Consider the following 18770-nt stretch of genomic DNA (forward strand, 5'->3'; position numbering starts at 1 on the left):
TGTTTGTGAAATTAATTTTATAAACGAATTAGTGACAATTAGTGTAATTCGTGTTACTTTTTATACTTGTATCCACACGCTAGCTTTTGAAACTGTATTTTCTGTAACAGAGAAAATCTTTTATATAAAAATCATCATATGAAAAAAAAATATTTAGTAGCAGTTCTGCTGATGTTTGTTGGTTTAAGCAACGGAACATTGGCACAAAATACTAAAATCCCGGGCAAGACGGAATGGTTTGACCCTAATAAAAAAGCCTCAACCTACTGCAATCCGATTAATATTGGATACAACTATACCACCGAAAATCACAATGGTATTCCGGAATCCCGACGTTCGAGTGCCGATCCTGTAATTATCACATTCAAAGGAGAGTACTATTTGTTTGCCACCAATCAGGCGGGGTATTTTTGGAGTAAAGACATGTCAGATTGGAAGTTTGTGTACGGTAGTTTTCAGCGCCGTCCTGCCGATGATGACCAATGTGCTCCAGCTGCATGGGTAGTTAACGATACCTTATTTTATGTTGGATCGACCTGGAAAAGAGATCATCCCATTTGGAAAACTGCCGATCCAAAATCGGGTCAGTGGTTGCGACATGTAGACAAAGCCATGCTGCCAACCTGGGATCCTGCTATTTTTCAGGATGATGATAAAAAAGTTTACATGTACTACGGTTCAAGTGGAAAATTACCTCTAGTGGGCGTAGAGGTAGATTACAACACCTGGCTTCCAAAAGGTGATCAGGCAGCTTATGAAAAACTCTATAAAGCCACCGAAGTAGAAGACATTCAGCGTGCCTATGGCGAGATAAAAGAAGTAGTGGGTTTAGATCCTGCCAATCATGGTTGGGAGCGTTTTGGACCTAATAACGATATGGAACCGGCACCTTGGGGGAATTTTATAGAAGGAGCCTGGATGACCAAACACAATGGTAAATATTACATGCAGTATGGAGCTCCTGCTACTGAATTTAAAGGTTATGCCAATGGCGTTCATGTTGGAAACAGTCCTCTGGGACCTTTTACTTATCAAAAGCACAACCCAATGTCGTATAAACCGGGAGGCTTTGTGATTGGAGCAGGACACGGAAATACTTTTGCAGACAATTACGGTAATTATTGGAATACAGGAACCTGTAAAATCTCCATTAAAGATCGTTTTGAGCGTCGTATAGACATGTTTCCTGCTGGATTTGATAAAGATGATGTCATGTATTCGATCACCTCTTATGGAGATTTTCCGATCGTTCTTCCAACCAAAAAACGCAATCAGGAAAAAGGAGCTTCCTCAGGCTGGATGTTGCTTTCGTATAAAAAGCCGGTGACCGTTTCTTCTTCAGAAGAATGTATGGAAGTTGAAACCCACAGAATGGACAATGGCGGAAAAAAAGTATACGAGAAGTTTTGTTATGGATCCGTGAATTTAACTGATGAAAATATTCAAACTTACTGGTCTGCAAAAACAGCGAATCCGGGAGAGTGGTTACAGCTGGACTTAGGCAAACAAATGCAAATTAACGCTCTACAAATCAATTATGCAGATCATAAAGCAACACAATTCAACAAAGCGATGGACATTTATTATCAGTATAAAATTTTTATGTCTGATGATGCTATAAACTGGAAATTGGTAGTTGATAAATCTAAAAACGCAAAAGATGTTCCGCATGATTATGTAGAACTGACCAAAGCAATTAAGGCCCGTTACATTAAAATGGTTAACGTTCATAATGCTTCCGGATTATTTGCTATTTCTGATTTCAGGGTTTTTGGAAACGGATTGGCAGAAAAGCCACAATCGGTTATTGATTTTAAGGTAGACCGAAATCCGGCTGATTCCAGAAACGCTATGATCTCCTGGAAAAAGCACGAGAACGCTACCGGTTACAATATTTATTATGGAATTGCACCGGACAAATTGTATAACAGCATTATGGTCTATGACGAAAGTTCGTATGATTTTAGGGGGCTGGATAAAGGAACGACTTATTATTTTACAATTGAAGCTTTTAATGAAAACGGAATTGGTGTAAAAAATGAAGTAGTAGAAGTAAAATAATTCTCATTTTAACCTCTTGAGTGTAATTTATTTTAACACATAGACATAGGTTCCATCTCTGTAAAAAAGACGTTCCACTTCACTGAAATACACCTATTTCTTTTGTAGTTTTTTTTATATCGGGAGTCTATGTTTCTGTGTGTTTTTTTTTCGAAATCGTTACATAAAAATACGGGGCAGTTCTAAAGAATTTTGTTCCTTTGTCTAACAACCAAAAATGCTATACCACCTATGAAAAAAACGATTATTTTAACTGCTTTAGTTTTAAACGGATTGACGTCTTTTGCGCAGTCAAATGAGGAAAAAAACATTAAATTATTTTATAAAAAAGCGCTGACCGAGTCTAAGTGTTACACTTGGTTAGAATATTTGTCCAATGATATCGGAAGCCGTTTGTCAGGGTCTGCAAGTGCCGAAAAAGCAGTGCAGTATACCAAAAGACAACTAGAGACTCTTGGTCTTGATAAAGTTTACCTGCAGGAAGTAATGGTTCCGCATTGGGTTCGTGGTGAAAAAGAAACGGCCTATATTTTAGACAATAAAACGAAAACTGTTGTGCCAATTTGTGCTTTAGGAGGATCAGTTGCTACCGCTAAAACGGGGCTTACAGCTGAGATAATCGAGGTAAAAGGAATTAAAGAATTGGCGGAATTAGGCGATAAAGTAAAAGGTAAGATTGTGTTTTACAACAGACCAATGGATCCTGAAAATATCGAAACTTTTAAATCTTATGGAGCCTGTGTAGATCAAAGATATGCCGGTGCAAAAGAAGCAGCAAAGTTAGGAGCAGTTGGAACAATCGTACGCTCTATGAATTTACGTTTGGACGATTTTCCTCATACAGGAGCTCAAAGTTATGGTGATTTACCTAAAGACCAGTATATTCCGACCGCTGCAATTAGTACCAACGGAGCGGAGTTGTTGAGCAAATCTTTGAAAGCAAACCCATCTCTAAAGTTTTATTTCAAACAATCTTGTGAGACATTACCGGACGTTTTATCCTATAACGTAATTGGAGAAATGACCGGAACAGAAAACCCGGGCAATATTATGGTTGTTGGCGGGCATTTGGATTCCTGGGATTTAGCGGATGGTTCGCATGACGACGGAGCAGGAGTAGTACAAAGTATGGAAGTGGTTCGAATTTTAAAAAACCTAAACTACAAACCTAAAAACACAATTCGCGTAGTGCTGTTCATGAATGAGGAAAATGGTGGAAAAGGAGGAGCTAAGTATGAAGAAGTTTCGAAACAAAAGAACGAGAACCATATTTTTGCTTTAGAAAGTGATTCAGGAGGATTTAGCCCAAGAGGATTTTCGATTGAAGCTGATGATGCAAATTTCAAGAAAATAGCAGGTTTTAAAGATCTTTTTGAGCCGTATTTGGTACATAGTTTCACGATTGGACACGCAGGGTCAGACATCAATCATTTAACATCTAAAGCAATTGTGAAAGCAGGTTTAAAACCGGACTCACAACGTTATTTTGATTATCACCATGCTGCAAATGATAAATTTGATGCAATTAACAAAAGAGAATTAGAGCTTGGGGCTGCAACAATGACAACTTTGATGTATTTAATGGATCAGGGCGGAATTGTTCTTCCAGCGGTGAACTAGACTTGTAGAATAAATTCCAAACTTTAAATTCCAAATTCCAATTAGATTAGCTCTATTGGAATTTGGGATGTTTTTTATTGGATTTTTTTTCTTTGGGATTTGAAAAAAAATTCCAAACTTCAAAAACCAAGTTCCAGTCGGGTTGCTAATATTTGGAATTTGGAGTTTAAAGTTTGGAATTTTAAAAGAATTTCTCAGAACGTAATCGTAAATTTAGCTCCCTCATTGGGTTTACTTTCCAGACAAATATGACCACCTAGATTTGTTATGTGATTGTAAACCAAATAGAGACCAATTCCATTACTGTCCTTATTTGAACTGAATTTTTGGTGCAATCCAAAAATTTTGTCTTTTACTTTTTCCATATCAAAGCCAATTCCGTTATCAGAAATAATCAATTGAGTAGTTCCGTTAACGCAGCAAGAATTAAAATGGATAACCGGTAAAAAACCGGGTTTGGAGTATTTAATTGAATTAGTAATCAGATTCAGAAATATACTTTTTAGGGACGTTTTATTGAAGAGAACCGTCTCTGCCTCCGAAAAATCAATTATAAGCTTTGTTTTTGAATTTTGAATGAGCGAATTGATTGAGGATAAAACTTCTTTTAAAACAACTTCAAAATTCAAAATTTCTAACTGCTCGTCTTCCTCATTTTTTTTATCCAGAAGCGCGACATGATCAATTAGGGTTTTCTTTAAGCTTTGTGTAGAAGTTTCAATAATAGAGATTAATTCGAGGGTTTCAGAATCTGTTATGGCAGAGGTGTCTAGAAGATCAAAAACAGCCAACAGATTATTTACAGGAGATCTTAAATCGTGAGCTGTTGTGTAAGTAAGTTGTTTGAGCTCTTTACATAGTTTGGTGAGTTCAGCCAAATGAAGATTTCTTTCCTGTTCGAGCTCTTTGTTAAAGGTGATATTTTTAGCAACGGCATACACTAATCTGTCTTTGGCAATTGGAAAGGAACTCCATAAGAGCCATACAATATTACCATTTTTGGTTACATAACGATTTTCAAAATTATACAAACCAATATCCTGAGTAAGGTCTTTACGTGCATTTGCGGTACTCATTTTATCGGCTTCAAAAACAAAATCGTTTATAGGGTGTGATAATAATTCTTCTTCAGTATACCCCAGTAGCTTAGACACAGCTGGATTTATTCTTTTAAAATAACCGTCAAAACCGGCAATACACAATAAATCTGGTGAAGAGTCAAAAAAATCTTCGAACTGCGAAAAAAAGTGCAGATTGTTTCTGGAAAATTTAGGTGCTCTATTAATCATAGTTTAAACCTAATTAGAATTTTGTTTTACTAAAATAACACTAAAAATTTACATTTATGATTTGTTTTTAACGATTTTAATGAATATTCGTTTAAAAACATTTTAATTCGTTGAAAAGTTATTAGGTCTGTAAAAGTGTAAGTTTTTGGAAACGAAATGGTTCTGTTTTCTTTTTCAAAGTGAACAAAAAAAGGATTTTAATAGGTATCAATTACCGTTTTTAAGAGGTCAGAATCGACCAAATCGGAGGGAGCAACTACTTTTTCGTCGAGAGGAACATTATTTCCGTATCTTTCCTTTAGTATTTTTTGTACTCTTGGATCGGTTAGATTAAAATCTTTTAACTGTTTCAATTTTGACAATTCAAGACTTGTCCCATTTTTATAAATTTTCCAGATCAGTTCAGAGCAATAAATTCGCGCATCAGTCCACTCGAAATAGGCATCGTATTCTTTTCCGTCAAATTGCTGGCTGTACTCTTTCATTTTTTGAAGGGCCACAGGAGTCAAAACCTGATCTGCATTTTTCAATCGTTTTACAAGGTACTTAGCGTCTTTTCCATGCTGAATCCATTCGTCAAAAGGAGTAAGTTTTACAGGCTGAACGGCTTCAAAAACAAACCATTTTCCGTCGATATCGTAAATAATGCCACAATGAGAGAATTTAGAGTTTGTTGCAATTCGTACCGCTTCACATTGAGGAGACTGAGAGGTTTGGAATATAAGGTCGCCATCCTTAATTTTATCCTGTAATGTCGTTTTTTCTTTTGTTTTAACGTGTGAAAAAGGATTGTTGGGAAAAACCTGCAGCGCGACAAACAAAGCACACCCAAAGCTAAGTAAGAACGTAATTCCTAGAAAGAGATATTTTGATTTTTTCATTTTGTTAATGTGAAATGTTATATGTTAGATGTGATCTGTAAGATGTGATCTGTAAGATGTGAAACCTGGAACTTGAAACTTGAAACCTGGAACTTGAAACTTGAAACCTGAAACTTGAAATTTGAAACCAATTACCGTAAACTCCCTCCACAAGTTGTCACGACAAATAAAGGTCAAAAAAAAATAGCTACCAAAATGATAACTATTTTTAAATATAATTTTAAGAAATATTAGATTCTAAAAATTCCTCCAACAGCAATAATTCGCTGTAAAAATAAAAAGTTCTGTGATGCTTTGTCTTCACTGCTTTGTGTAGTTCTAATATCCTGCATGTTAATGTAACCACCTTTTAGCTCACCCTGTATGTAAAAATACTTAAAGAAAGTAAGGTTAATTCCCGCTTTTGCAGAAAGGCCATAACCTGAAATATGAAAATCATCATGACGTTCTTTTCCTAAAAGGGTTGTATTGGTTTTAGGATATAAAAGTCCTACACCTAAACCTTCAGTCAAATTTACCTGAATTTTATCAGTGTTAGTGATACCAAACAATTTAGAAATATCATCATGTCTGGAAACTTCAGTATTAATATAGTTCAAACCGTCTGTATGTTCGTACATTAAAAAAGCAGTTCCACTTCCAACTTCACCTTTTCCGAAACCACCTTCCTGAGCACCACCCTGAGACATATCTACCGGTCTGTTGTTATAATCTCCGTTGTAAATAGATCCGGCCTGATCAAGAGGTAAATTAATATAACCATTAACATTAGCGGTTTGATTTTGGCTCATTACATATTTCATGTGATCCCAACCAACAGAAACACTGTAATGGTCGCTAAAGAAATATCCCATTCTAAAGTTAGTTTGAGGAATGGTCATGTTAACCGGATTTACATAATCAATATGCCATCCTTTTGGTTTATCATGAGCTTTCATGTTATCAACTGTAAAGTTGTAATCTTTCCCTCTGAAATTCACATCAGATTTAGTGTAACTGTCTCTGTTTCCTCCCCAGGAAACGAAAAATTTTCCTTTATTGTGGGCGGTATATCTTTGTACTGCGATTTCTTCCTGTGCAAAAGTGCTCGCAGAGAAACACAACAAAAAGAAAATTATAATATTTGTTTTCAATGAAATGGTATTAAGTAATTAGAATGAATTAACTGTTTTTCTAATGGCTACCAATTTGGTCATTAAACCTTCGAAATAGTCTAAATGAAGCATATTAGCGCCATCACTTTTTGCATTAGCAGGATCAAAATGAGTTTCGATAAAAATACCGTCAACACCAACAGCAATACCTGCCTTGGCAACAGTTTCGATCATATCAGGCCTTCCTCCTGTAACTCCCGCAGTTTGGTTAGGTTGTTGTAACGAGTGTGTCACATCCAAAACTGTAGTAGCGTATTGCTGCATAGTAGGGATTCCTCTGTAGTCAACAATCATGTCCTGGTAACCAAACATAGTACCGCGATCTGTAACCATAACGTTTTCATTGTTACAGTCTAGTACTTTTTGTACCGCATGTTTCATGCTTTCCGGACTCATAAATTGCCCTTTTTTCAGGTTTACCGTTTTTCCGGTATTTGCCGCAGCTACAACCAGGTCAGTCTGACGAACCAGGAATGCAGGAATTTGTAAAACGTCAACGTATTGTGCCGCCATAGCAGCATCTTCATTGGTATGAATGTCTGTTACAGTTGGAACGTGGAAAGTTTCAGAAACTTTTCGTAATATTTTTAATGCTTTTTCGTCACCAATTCCCGAAAAACTATCAATTCTGGAACGGTTGGCTTTTTTAAAAGATCCTTTAAATACAAAAGGAATTTGAAGATTGTCGGTAATGCCAACTAATTTTTCTGCAATTCTAAGCGCCATTTCTTCTCCTTCGATAGCGCAAGGCCCTGCCAATAAAAAGAAGTTACCGCTTTCTGTATGCTTAATTTGTGGAATATGTTGTATGTTCATAGTATGTTTTTTTTGACAGTGCAAAGGTAGTTATGATTTATGAATAGCAGATGAAGATTTAAGTTTTTTTTAAGAAGCCAATCCTGCTTTCAGCACTTAGTCTTCAGCAGAATTACTGATTTAAATAGTGAGCTCATTTGGAATCATACCTTTTTAATGCAGAGCAATATTAAGATAATGCCAAAGACTAATACATGACATTTGTCATGCTTGTATGCAAATTATTTTTCGTAAGATCGTTTGATGCGGTACTGTATAATTATAGTCACTATTAGAATAAAAGAAAAAAGAAAGGCAAGCATAAAAAGACCAACAAACTCCATTCCGCATTTAAGTGAGTTTGGATTTTGTTCGGTATATTTATTAGCATTGTATGTGGCAATATAAAACGAGAGAACCGGTACTATTATTTGTGCAATGAGGCTAATTAAACACACAGTACCGAATTTTAAAGATATAGTTTCACCAATTGCTTTTCTGCCAGCTATAATTTGAAAAAGTAAGGGAAGGATAATTAAAATGAGAGGTATATTTTCTAACATTTTGTGATTCTGCGTGTAATTTTATTATTTTAATTACTCTTCAAACGCAATCCCATCGGAACCATTAAAATACCTTTTTCATAAACATTTAAATAAAGTTTTATAGGTTTCTTTTGCCCATCCCATTTCAATTCATAGACATTTAAGAATCCAGCCCCCATGTCACTTCTTTTGGTTGGAAAAGGACAACAGGTTTCTAAACGGGTATAGGTGATTTTTTCACCATTTGGTCCTGCCAGAGCATTCAGAAAACGAGTTTCGTTTAAGGCCTCATTGCGGGTGTTCTGAAAAAAAATATTTATAGGATAATCAGGATCATAACCGTATTTTTTATCGCTGCTGAAAAGTGTTATAACAAAAGTATTGTCTTTCTTTAAAACAAGATCCGGAGCATTGTCATCTACATTTTTTAAAGTCGATTTTGTGCTTATACAGGAAGCTGTGATAAGGAGTAAAAGGATAAAAAGGGCTATTTTTTTCATGGTTTATTGAGGTTGGTCCTACAAAGATAAAGCGTTTTTTACTACAGTTAATACCGATTAAAAGATTTACAAAAAAGTATAAATCTGTTGCAGCTGTAAGTTAATCTGCTTCCTTCATATTCAGTTTTAATACACCAATTACAATCAGATATTGTGCCAGAAGATAGGTAAGCATTATAAAAAAGGAACTTTTTTCTATGGGAGAATGAAATTTATTAAACGCCAATATACTATCGGAAAGAACAAATGAAACGGCTCCTGCCAAAACATAGAAGCTTCCTGGTTTTTTCCAGCTAAGCCCTCCATTAAAAGCAAATAAAAGCATTGTGGAAATTACCGCAGCGTAGATGATTACCGGTATTCTTAATTCTCCCAGATTTGGCATCAGGAACATAATCATTCCAATTAAATAAAAAGCAATAAGGAGGCTTCCTATTCCAAAAAGAACTTTGTTAATATATATTGCTCTCTTAATTTGTTTGTTAAACAGTACGCAATACATCAGGTGTGCAATTAAGAAAAAAAGCAAGCCGAGAATAAAATAGATTTCACCAATATCTGCAAAAAGTAAAATAACGTCGCCCATCCAGGAGAATAATAATGCAGTCAAAAGGATTTTTCTGGTAGGGAATTTTCGATTAAAATAAACTCCAAAACCTAACAATGGTACCAAAATAGGTTTTAAGTATAAGTCTAAATTTTGATACTCCAGAAACAAAACAATTAGATATAAAATACTGAAAGCAACATAAGTTTTAAAAATAAAGGTATTTCTCATAATCGGTTTATGAATTAACAGGTTGATTTTGGTAGTTTTTAAAATCGATATTTACAAAGTAAATGGTAGCTAAAAAGGATAAGGCTAAATAAATTAGAATAATATAATTGGTATATGGTAAAATATTATTTAAACCGAACCAGTCACCATAGTACATTATAATTCCTGTCGCAATGCTAAAGCGTAAAGCTTCCCAGAAAACAGCATATTTGCTTTTGTCCATTAATTCGCTATAACTGTAAATCGTGATCAGGATAAAAAAACCATAAATAAAGATACTTGGCAATCCAATTTTGGCAATATTATCAAACAAATAGGTCACAAAAAGTAATGTGATTAACATTTGAGTTACGGACCAATAAATTAGTTTTTTAGAATTTTGAGTACCGTATTTATTAAAGGCAAAAACATTTTCGATTTTAGTTACAGGATATTTTTCTTCAAAATTTTCGGGTCTCCAGCCGGTTGGCTTAAACCAGATGGTGAATTTGTCCTTCCAGTTTTCAGCGCGCCAGGCGTCTTTAATCAGTAAGGTTAAATGCTGGAAATTAATACGGATTGGATTCCAGGTTTGTGCGGGTCTTGTAATGCCAAAAACAGGCGGCACATCGTCTAATTCGGCTTGAAAAGTACCAAAAAGTTTGTCCCAGAAAATAAAAATTTGAGAATGGTTTTTGTCTAAATATTCAGGATTTATAGCATGATGTACGCGATGATGCGAAGGAGTAACCAGAATGTATTCCAGGAATCCCATTTTATTGATATGTTTGGTATGGTACCAGAATTGTAAAAATAAATGAAGTGGCAGGGTAATGGCTATTACAGTGGCCGGAACTCCCAATAATGCAGCCGGAATGAGTAGAAACGTAAAGAGATTGACAAGACTTGCAATAGGTTGGCGCAATGCACAGGCCAGATTAAACTCTTCACTGCTATGGTGAATGGCATGTTTATTCCAGAAAAGATTAATCTGATGAGCCCATCGATGGCTCCAGTAACCGTAAAAGTCGATTACAATAAAGGCAATACAATAGGAGAAAATGTTGGCTTCTAAATGGTAAAGGGCAATTTTAGAAACCATCCATTCGTAAGAAATAAAAGTCAGGCTCAGCCCTAAAACATCTTTTACCGAATTGGTAATTCCGGAGCTGATGCTTGATACACTATCTATCAAAGGCGCAGTGTCGTTCTTTTTATAAATGCCGTATAATTTTTCGATTATAATTAATACTAAAAAAATCGGCGTTGCAATAATCAATATCTTTCCGTATTCTTCCATAAAAAAAAGATTCTATTTTATTCAAATATAGAATAAAATAGAATCTTTTTTAAATTATTTGTAATTAAACAATTTCGGCGCTTAATCCGGCTTCCAAAAGTTGTGTACATTGCGGTTTTAACTTGTCCATAGGGCCTGTTTTTACAGTGCATTTCCCGTTGTAATGTACAATCAGGGAACATTGTTCTGCCTGCTCCGGCGTATGGCTGCAAACACGCATTAAGGTGTCAATTACATGATCAAAAGTGTTTACATCGTCGTTGTAAACAATGATTTCATTATTGAAACCCGTCGCTTCCTTTTCGCGAACTCTTTCTCTTACTTTTTCTTTAGTACTCATTTTTTTACGTTTTTGTACTGTTGTGAATTACTAATTTTTTTGGCACATAGTACACAGATTAATCAAAATTTAAAAAATAAAATAAAACCTGTGAACTGTTTAATAAACAGATAATTAACTATCTAATTTACGTATTTTAATGAAACCCAGTTATTTCTTTGAAACTTTTTAACATAAGTTAAACCTTTTTCGGTGCAGGAAGCATCGATAAACGGAATGTCTTCTTCATAAAAACCGCTTAAAAGCAGTATTCCATTTGGATTTAAACATTCAACATAACTTTGCATATCGTTCAGCAAGATATTTCGGTTAATGTTGGCAATGATTAAATCGTATTTTTTTCCGGCCAATAAAGCAGCGTCGCCTTCATAAACGGAGATGTGTTTGCAATTATTGCGTTCGGCATTTTCGATTGAATTAAGGTAACACCAGTTGTCGATATCAATCGCGTCGATTGGCTGAGCACCTTTCATTTCGGCCAGAATTGCTAAAATTGCAGTTCCGCAACCCATATCCAGCGTTTTCAAACCTTCAAGATTAATTTCCAGTAAATGTTGGATCATCATGTGTGTGGTTTCATGATGTCCTGTTCCAAAACTCATTTTGGGTTCAATTACAATATCAAATTCAGCATCCGTTTTCTCGTGAAAAGGAGCACGAACATGGCATTTTCCATCTACATCAATGGCTTCAAAATTCTTTTCCCATTCTTCATTCCAGTTCACCTGATCGATTTCTTCAATCGTATATTCGATTTTAAATTCTTCAGATTGTAAAATATAAATGTCGTCCAGAATATTCTCGTCCCATAAATCTTTTTTTACAAAAGCCGAAATTCCGTTTTCAGTTTCTGTAAAAGTCTCAAACGCTTTTTCGCCTAATTCAGCAATTAAAATTTCTGAACCCGGTTCTTTTGGTTCAACCGTAAAATGGTACCCTAAATATATATTCGACATAAATAATTTTTTTGCAAAGGTAAGAATACAAAGCAGAAGTTGTTCATAAATAATCTACATCCTTACCTTAATTAATGTTAATTTTGATTAGAATTTGTAAGGATTTTAAAAATATGAAGAATATCATTTTTATTTTGCTCTTTGTGGTACTTAATGGAGCAACTTGTGAAAAGGAACATGAAGTTGTGAGATCGTTTTGTTATTGGAAAACAGATTTAAATTTCGAAAAGACAGAAGATTCTTTAATCAGGGATTTGAAGGTAAAACATTTATACGTTCGTTTTTTTGATGTCGATTGGAATCCTTATGCGAAAGAACCTTTGCCGGTTGCGACAATACTGGATATCAGATTAAATGAAAGCAATCCTGAAATTACACCAAGTATTTTTATTACCAATGAAGTGGTTCTGCAATCCAATAAAAAACAACTGGACAGTCTGGCCGCAAGAATTGCAAAGCGCATTGAACAGGTTGGAACAAAAATGAACGAGACAAAGGCCGAGAAAACTGCCAGTGCGATTGTTTATCCAAAGGATTATTACAAACAGGAACACCGCAAGCAGTTGAATTACGATTCAGTAAAATCAATTGAAATGACCAAATTAAAAGTGGATTTCAAAGAAATTTTGATTGATTGTGACTGGTCGGAAAAATCAAAGGACAATTATTTTTATTTACTAAAGCAAATCAAGAAGAAATATCCCGCTACTCCGGTTTCGGCTACCATTAGACTTTGGCAGTATAAATATGTTTCAAAAGCGGGTGTTCCGCCAGTGGACAAAGGTTTGTTAATGTGTTACAATATCACAAAGCCGGAAGAATTTACTAGCAAAAACTCTATAGGAACCAGCGAAGAATTAGCACAATATATAACGCATGATAAATATTCGTTAAAGCTTGATATTGCTTTACCATTGTACAGTTGGGCAGTGGTTTTTAGAGGAAATCAGTTTAAGGGAATTTTATCAGATTACGATAGGATTCAAAGTGATACCATTAAATTAAAAAAAATGTCAGATTCTAAATATTTGCTGCAGGACGATATTTTGGTTGGACAGACTTATTTGAGAAACGGCGATGAAATAAGAATCGAGAAAATTTCAGAAAACGAACTTGATAAGATGATCTCGATTGTAAAGAATAAAATTCCAATTGACAATCAGACCAAAGTGACGTTTTTTTCTTTTGATAAAAAATACATCAATGATTATGGAACCCAAAATATATCCGGTTACTATGCGCGTTTTTAGCAGTTTACTTTTTGTTTTAAGTGTTCAGGTCTCTTTGGCCTGTGGATGGAGTGTTTCGCCGGAAACCAGCAGGTTAGTTTTGTTCAAAGCACAAAGGGAAGGTTTCTTTAAGCTGACACCCTTTTATTATTCGGCAGATAATTATTATGCAACTAATACCGTTTCAGGGGTTGATCAGGAGTTGAATTGTATAGAATGGACAAAAAAACTGGGCAGCCAGGTCAATCCAAAAGACGTACACATTATTTTATACGAAACAGATGCCGAGACATTTGAAACGGCTTATGAAACCAGGTCACTAAAAAAGGTTTTTGAAAAGAATAGTTTTATTGAAGCGCTGGTATTATCTAGAAATAAAGCACTCTTACACTATATTTTGTTTGCTAAAAAATTGGAGTACAACAGCAATACCGATGTAAAATGGGAGTCCTGGGACACCGTGAGCTATGATAGTAAAGATCATAAACTAGCTGAGGTTGGAGATTTTGAAAAGAAAATCAGGACTGCAAGAGACCCCTTTTTAAAGCAGCGTTATGCCTTTTTAATGTTGAGGTATAGTTTTTATGCTTCTGATAAGGAAGAGGTAATTCGTTTGTATGATACTTATTTCACAGATTATAAAAACACTATTCTAGAGCCCTGGGCTTTGTATTATAAGGCTTTATGTATTGAAAATTTGCCTTTGCAGAATTATTTGTTGAGTAAAGTTTTTGCTTCCTGTGAAGAAAAATCGTTTGCTGTTGTACAGCACTATAACTGGAAATTGACCACAGAGACTTTGGCATTGGCTCAAAATGACGAGGAGCGAAGTGTGATTTTGGCTATTGAAAGTTTACGCAATCCCGCACCGGATTTGAAAACGATTCAGGAAGTGTATAAAGGGAACCCGAATAGCTTGTATTTGAGTTTTTTGATTGGAAGAGAAGTTAACAAACTCGAAGACTGGATTTTTACCCCTATGTATACCAATGACGGAACCCCTTCGGTTGTTTTTGATAGTACCAGCTGGTACGAAAATTACGCGAAAGCAAAAGATGAAAATTTTAATAAAGACATTTTGTACTTAAGAGAGTTAGAGTATTTTCTAATTTCTATCCGGGAACAGACCTCGGGAGAGCAAAAAGACTATATCACGGCGGCAATTGCCCAACTTTGTTTTATTGATGACGATATTGATTCGGGAAAAAAATACACCAATATGATTTCTGATAAAGCCAATCCTTCGATACAAATGCAGAAGAATATACAATTGGCGTTGGTTTCTTTAAAGCAAGATGATTTGAAGAACGAAAAAGTTCAAAACCAACTTTTCCAATACTTTGATTCCGTAGAAAATCTGATAGAAAAGGACCATGGGGTGTTTAAGAATTTATATAGTTTGTACCGAATTGCCAGTGTCGATTTTGCCAAACAAGGCGATCGTGTCACGGCGGGTTTGTTAGCTATGAAGTCGGATATTAAAAACGAAGGAGAATATTCCGCATACGGCGGGACACCTTATTATTACAATTATATTGGTCATTTTGACAGGAATAATGCTACTACAGCTGATATAGACCGTTTGATAGCGCTACAGGAGAAAAAAGATAAAACACCTTTTGAAACCTATATTTGTTTAGGGACCATGGCACCAAATGTCAATTATTATAGAGACCTGAAAGGAACTATTGCATTCCGAAATAATGATTTAGAACTGGCTTATAAAACTTTTGCGAGTATGCCACAAGATTTTTGGGAGAAAAACTACGCGTATAAAGATTATTTGAATGAAAACCCATTTCTGCCTAAAATCCTGCAAACGGCAGAAGAACGTAAATTTAATTATCGTTTTAATAAGACCGATTTTATAGCGCAGCTGATTCAGTTAAAAAAACAAAATACGGCAGCAAGCAATCTGAAACTGGCACATGCCTATTTTAATGTTTCGTATTTGGGGAATTCCTGGATGATGACTGCTTACGACTGGACATCGGGAGCATCCTATGTGGATTATGTGTATGGGGACAATTCAGAAAATGAAAAGAAATATCAGAAAGGTAATTATTATAATTTAAAGATGGCCAAAATGTACTATGAAAAAGCTTTGAAGATGTCTAAAAACAATAACGAAAAAGCTTTGGCTAGTTTAATGATTTTTGAATGTAATTATTACGATCATTATGCCAATTTAGTTTCGGCGGAAGAAGAAGAGAAGAACCCGTTTAAAGCAGGGCAGGAGCTGTTTAATTTTTATTCGGTGTATCGAAAAACAACCGCTTTTCAAAAGTACAATTGCCCGCTCTTGAAAGCATATCTTAAGTAATTTAGGAAAGAGTTGATATAAAAAAAGCGTTCTTATGAACGCTTTTTTTATAAGGTACTAAGCAATTAGAGTGTCTAATTACCTAATTGTCTCATTATCTAAATAGCAGTAACAATAGCTAAAAAGTCATCCGCTTTTAAAGCAGCTCCTCCAATTAAACCTCCGTCTACGTCTGGTTTAGAGAAGATTTCTTTAGCGTTTTCCGGTTTAACAGAACCTCCGTAAAGAATAGATACTTCGTCAGCGATATCAGCTCCAAATGCTTTGCGAACTACCTCTCTGATAAATTCGTGCATTTCTTGTGCTTGCTCCGGTGAAGCAGTTTCTCCTGTTCCAATCGCCCAAACTGGCTCATAAGCCAAAACAATTTTAGACCATGATTCTTTTGCAATGTGGAACAATCCGTCACGCAATTGATTTTCAACAATATTAAAGTGATTGTCTGATTGACGATCTTTTAATTCTTCTCCAAAACAGAAAATTACGGTCATGTCATGTTTCAGGGCAGTGTCTACTTTATTAGCAATTAAGGCATCTGTTTCGTGAAAAATTGCTCTACGTTCAGAGTGACCAAGAATTACCGTATTAACCCCTACACTTGTTAACATGTCAGCAGAAATTTCTCCTGTAAATGCACCACCTTCAGCTTGGTGAACGTTTTGCGCAGCAACACCAATAGTTGTGTTTTTTAATTTAGCTACTGCAGCCTGCAAATTTACAAAAGTTGGTGCTACAATTACTTGAGCAGTAGTTTTTGCAGGTATTTTAGCAATTAGTTCTGTTAATAGTTCCTCAGTTTGTGGGGCGTTTTTATGCATTTTCCAGTTTCCTGCAACAATCTTTTTTCTCATTTTGGTAGTTTTTATTTTTTTGCTTTTATTTTTTTGAAATGTATCATTGCAAGTGCAATTGATGTTGAGGTTTTATTGTAAACCTTTTAAAGTTCCATTGATTTTATCAAAATCTTTTTCAATGGCGCGGTAGAGCACAATTTTTCCTTTTTTGTCTACAATGATGTATCTTGGAATCCAGTCTAAGTCAATTGCTTTTCCGAAGACACCTTTCATACCGTCGTTCATCATAAAATGATCGCCTTTTAACTCGTGTTTTTCGATTCCTGCTTTCCATTTATCCGCAGTTTTATCTGCTGAAAGGAATAAGTACGAAACTTCAGGATTATTGGCTTGTAACTCTTTTAAGTGAGGCATCGCTTTTACACAGTCACCACACCAGGAAGCCCAAACTTCAATGACCAAAGTTTTACCTTTGTATTTTTTTAAAATGTTTTTGAAAGCAACCTGACTTCCATCAGTTGCTAATAATTTTTCAGACAAAGCTTCTTTAGAAAAACTCGTTTTCTGCGCTTGTGAGCATGAAAAATTAATAAATGCAATAAGGATTAGCGTTATTTGTTTCATAGAGGTAAATGATTTTGAACAAAGTTAAACAAACAATTCGAAAGCCAAATGGAGATTAACAAAAATTGAAGAGTCGTTTGTTTTATCACAAATGTGTCGATTTCGGTTAGAAAAAGAGGAATGAAATCGTAATAGTTGGGGCAATAGACTTCAAATCGGAGTAGATTTTTGGGAATAAATCTTTAAGAAAACCAAAAAGGGAAAACTTTTTTCGAGAGAGTATGTTTTTGACGGTTAGAAAACGTCAGATCAGATCAAAATAAAGTCTCCTGTAAACTCTGATTTAGAAGATATTCTTCGCTTTATAAAATGCAAATTTTGAAAACGTTTAGATGTTTTTGAGCACTTGTTCAAAAGGAGTAAAAAAGAAAAGTCCACAAAGTGATGAAACTTTGCGGACTTTGTAAATTCTTGTAATCTTGCGGTTGAAGCAAGGTTTATAACTTTAAATCGTCAACATCATTATAATGTACTTTTTGAACTACAGTTCCTTTTTGAAGCACTACAATACTTGGATTGGCTCTTTCGATTGTTTTTAGAGTAGTTGCATCACAGAAATAGAAATCAACATCTAAACCGTATTGTTTTTTGACTTTTGCAATTTCATCAGGACCCGAAGCCGTCATTGCAATTACTTTATAGCCTTTTGTTTTAGCTTCTTTGTTTATACCTTCCAGTTTTTTCATTCCTTCAGGATTAGAAAGTGTTAAATCATAGGTCACAAATACTAATAATTTAGGTTCTTTAAGCAATTCTTCTTTGTAATCAGAATCATCTTTAGTCATCGTAAAATCATGAATTGGCGGTACATAACCTTCCGTAATGACTTTGTCCTTTCGGTCTACAAACGTAGCACCTTCCGGAATGTTCATCAGGTCTTTTTCCGAGAATTCTTTGTCAACACCGTTTACTTTGTAGATAAAAATCATTTCAACAACCGACTTTGGAGCACCTTCAGGGATTTCCATTCCCTTCTCTATATTACTTCCTACTTTGTACGGACGGAAATCTTTGATTGGATTGTGGTTGAGTACCCAAACAGCCATGATAACACACAAAATAATGCTTATCAAAGTTAGAATATTGGTAATAAATTTTGAAAATAAAGGTTTTACTAATTTTTTATTGATGAACAATATCAGAATAAAGAAAAGTAAAACAATATCTTTTGTGAAAGATTGCCAAGGGGTTAAGTGTAAAGCATCTCCAAAACATCCACAGTCTTTTACAACATCAAAATAAGCAGAGTAGAAGGTAAGGAACGTGAAGAAAACGATTAATAGCAACAAAGCCCAGATCGTAAGTTTTGATTTGTATCCTACCAATAACATGACACCCAAAACCACTTCAAGAATCACTAAAAAGATCGCTAATCCTAATGCCAATGGCTCTAAAAAAGGCATATTGAAAACCGGCTCGCTAAAATATTCGGCTAATTTGTAAGAGAATCCAACGGGATCGTTTAGTTTGATTAATCCCGAAATAATAAATAATACTCCGACAAATAATCTTGAGAATTGGGTAATGATGTTTTTCATAGGGAAATAGTTAAGTTAAAACTCCAAATTTTAAGTTCCAAAATTTTGCTGGAAAGTTGGAATT

Annotated in this window: 17 protein-coding genes; 4 read left to right on the forward strand and 13 right to left on the reverse strand. The window is 35.0% G+C overall.

Annotation, left to right across the window (positions count from 1 at the left end; genetic code table 11):
- The first annotated feature begins 138 nt into the window (after positions 1 to 138).
- Together FLA105534_RS14535 and FLA105534_RS14540 are read left to right on the forward strand one after the other, a co-directional pair.
- Positions 139 to 2061 carry a family 43 glycosylhydrolase gene (locus FLA105534_RS14535; protein ID WP_173966846.1) on the forward strand — a complete coding sequence of 641 codons (1923 nt, stop codon included), beginning with the start codon at positions 139 to 141 and terminating at the stop codon, positions 2059 to 2061.
- 231 nt (positions 2062 to 2292) lie between these two features.
- The gene (locus tag FLA105534_RS14540) at positions 2293 to 3681 is read left to right on the forward strand and encodes a M20/M25/M40 family metallo-hydrolase (RefSeq protein ID WP_173966847.1); all 1389 of its coding nucleotides are present in this window, start codon (positions 2293 to 2295) and stop codon (positions 3679 to 3681) included.
- A 194-nt stretch (positions 3682 to 3875) separates the two neighbouring features.
- On the opposite strand, the gene FLA105534_RS14545 is transcribed toward FLA105534_RS14540, so the two are convergent.
- The 10 genes from FLA105534_RS14545 to prmA form a co-directional block, all read right to left on the reverse strand.
- Positions 3876 to 4970 (reverse strand): PAS domain-containing sensor histidine kinase, encoded by a 1095-nt coding sequence (locus FLA105534_RS14545; protein ID WP_173966848.1) that lies wholly within the window; start codon positions 4968 to 4970, stop codon positions 3876 to 3878.
- Between the two features lie 197 nt (positions 4971 to 5167).
- On the reverse strand, positions 5168 to 5851 hold the full coding sequence (locus FLA105534_RS14550; RefSeq protein ID WP_173966849.1) for a YiiX family permuted papain-like enzyme: 684 nt from the start codon (positions 5849 to 5851) through the stop codon (positions 5168 to 5170).
- A gap of 230 nt (positions 5852 to 6081) precedes the next feature.
- The gene (locus FLA105534_RS14555; protein ID WP_173966850.1) at positions 6082 to 6984 is read right to left on the reverse strand and encodes a hypothetical protein; all 903 of its coding nucleotides are present in this window, start codon (positions 6982 to 6984) and stop codon (positions 6082 to 6084) included.
- A gap of 18 nt (positions 6985 to 7002) precedes the next feature.
- Entirely contained in the window at positions 7003 to 7821 is an 819-nt protein-coding gene (gene kdsA / locus FLA105534_RS14560; RefSeq protein WP_173966851.1) for a 3-deoxy-8-phosphooctulonate synthase, read from the reverse strand.
- 221 nt (positions 7822 to 8042) lie between these two features.
- Positions 8043 to 8363: a hypothetical protein gene (locus FLA105534_RS14565; protein ID WP_173966852.1), complete on the reverse strand. Its 321-nt coding sequence runs from the start codon at positions 8361 to 8363 to the stop codon at positions 8043 to 8045.
- A 29-nt stretch (positions 8364 to 8392) separates the two neighbouring features.
- A complete protein-coding gene (locus FLA105534_RS14570; RefSeq protein ID WP_173966853.1) occupies positions 8393 to 8845 on the reverse strand; it encodes a 2-dehydro-3-deoxyphosphooctonate aldolase in 453 nt (150 codons plus the stop codon).
- A gap of 100 nt (positions 8846 to 8945) precedes the next feature.
- Positions 8946 to 9623, reverse strand: a complete 678-nt coding sequence (locus FLA105534_RS14575; protein WP_173966854.1) for a lysoplasmalogenase — start codon at positions 9621 to 9623, stop codon at positions 8946 to 8948.
- A 7-nt stretch (positions 9624 to 9630) separates the two neighbouring features.
- Positions 9631 to 10902 carry a sterol desaturase family protein gene (locus tag FLA105534_RS14580; protein WP_173966855.1) on the reverse strand — a complete coding sequence of 424 codons (1272 nt, stop codon included), beginning with the start codon at positions 10900 to 10902 and terminating at the stop codon, positions 9631 to 9633.
- Between the two features lie 64 nt (positions 10903 to 10966).
- The gene (locus tag FLA105534_RS14585) at positions 10967 to 11242 is read right to left on the reverse strand and encodes an ATP-dependent Clp protease adaptor ClpS (RefSeq protein ID WP_095381901.1); all 276 of its coding nucleotides are present in this window, start codon (positions 11240 to 11242) and stop codon (positions 10967 to 10969) included.
- 122 nt (positions 11243 to 11364) lie between these two features.
- On the reverse strand, positions 11365 to 12198 hold the full coding sequence (prmA, locus tag FLA105534_RS14590; RefSeq protein WP_173966856.1) for a 50S ribosomal protein L11 methyltransferase: 834 nt from the start codon (positions 12196 to 12198) through the stop codon (positions 11365 to 11367).
- A 113-nt stretch (positions 12199 to 12311) separates the two neighbouring features.
- On the opposite strand from prmA, the gene FLA105534_RS14595 reads away from it, so the two are divergent.
- Both FLA105534_RS14595 and FLA105534_RS14600 read left to right on the forward strand, forming a co-directional pair.
- Positions 12312 to 13448: a hypothetical protein gene (locus FLA105534_RS14595; RefSeq protein ID WP_173966857.1), complete on the forward strand. Its 1137-nt coding sequence runs from the start codon at positions 12312 to 12314 to the stop codon at positions 13446 to 13448.
- Positions 13408 to 15750: a hypothetical protein gene (locus FLA105534_RS14600; RefSeq protein ID WP_173966880.1), complete on the forward strand. Its 2343-nt coding sequence runs from the start codon at positions 13408 to 13410 to the stop codon at positions 15748 to 15750. Before FLA105534_RS14595 ends, FLA105534_RS14600 begins: the two co-directional genes overlap by 41 nt.
- Before the next feature lie 98 nt (positions 15751 to 15848).
- Here FLA105534_RS14600 and tpiA read toward each other — a convergent pair whose 3' ends face one another.
- The 3 genes from tpiA to FLA105534_RS14615 all read right to left on the reverse strand — a co-directional run bounded on the left by tpiA (position 15849) and on the right by FLA105534_RS14615 (position 18706).
- A complete protein-coding gene (gene tpiA / locus FLA105534_RS14605) occupies positions 15849 to 16601 on the reverse strand; it encodes a triose-phosphate isomerase (RefSeq protein ID WP_173966858.1) in 753 nt (250 codons plus the stop codon).
- Between the two features lie 72 nt (positions 16602 to 16673).
- Positions 16674 to 17168: a TlpA family protein disulfide reductase gene (locus tag FLA105534_RS14610; RefSeq protein WP_173966859.1), complete on the reverse strand. Its 495-nt coding sequence runs from the start codon at positions 17166 to 17168 to the stop codon at positions 16674 to 16676.
- Positions 17169 to 17605: 437 nt separating this feature from the next.
- A complete protein-coding gene (locus FLA105534_RS14615; protein WP_173966860.1) occupies positions 17606 to 18706 on the reverse strand; it encodes a BT_3928 family protein in 1101 nt (366 codons plus the stop codon).
- Between the last annotated feature and the right edge of the window lie 64 nt (positions 18707 to 18770).

The organism is Flavobacterium collinsii (assembly GCF_902804485.1).
GTDB lineage: Bacteria > Bacteroidota > Bacteroidia > Flavobacteriales > Flavobacteriaceae > Flavobacterium > Flavobacterium collinsii.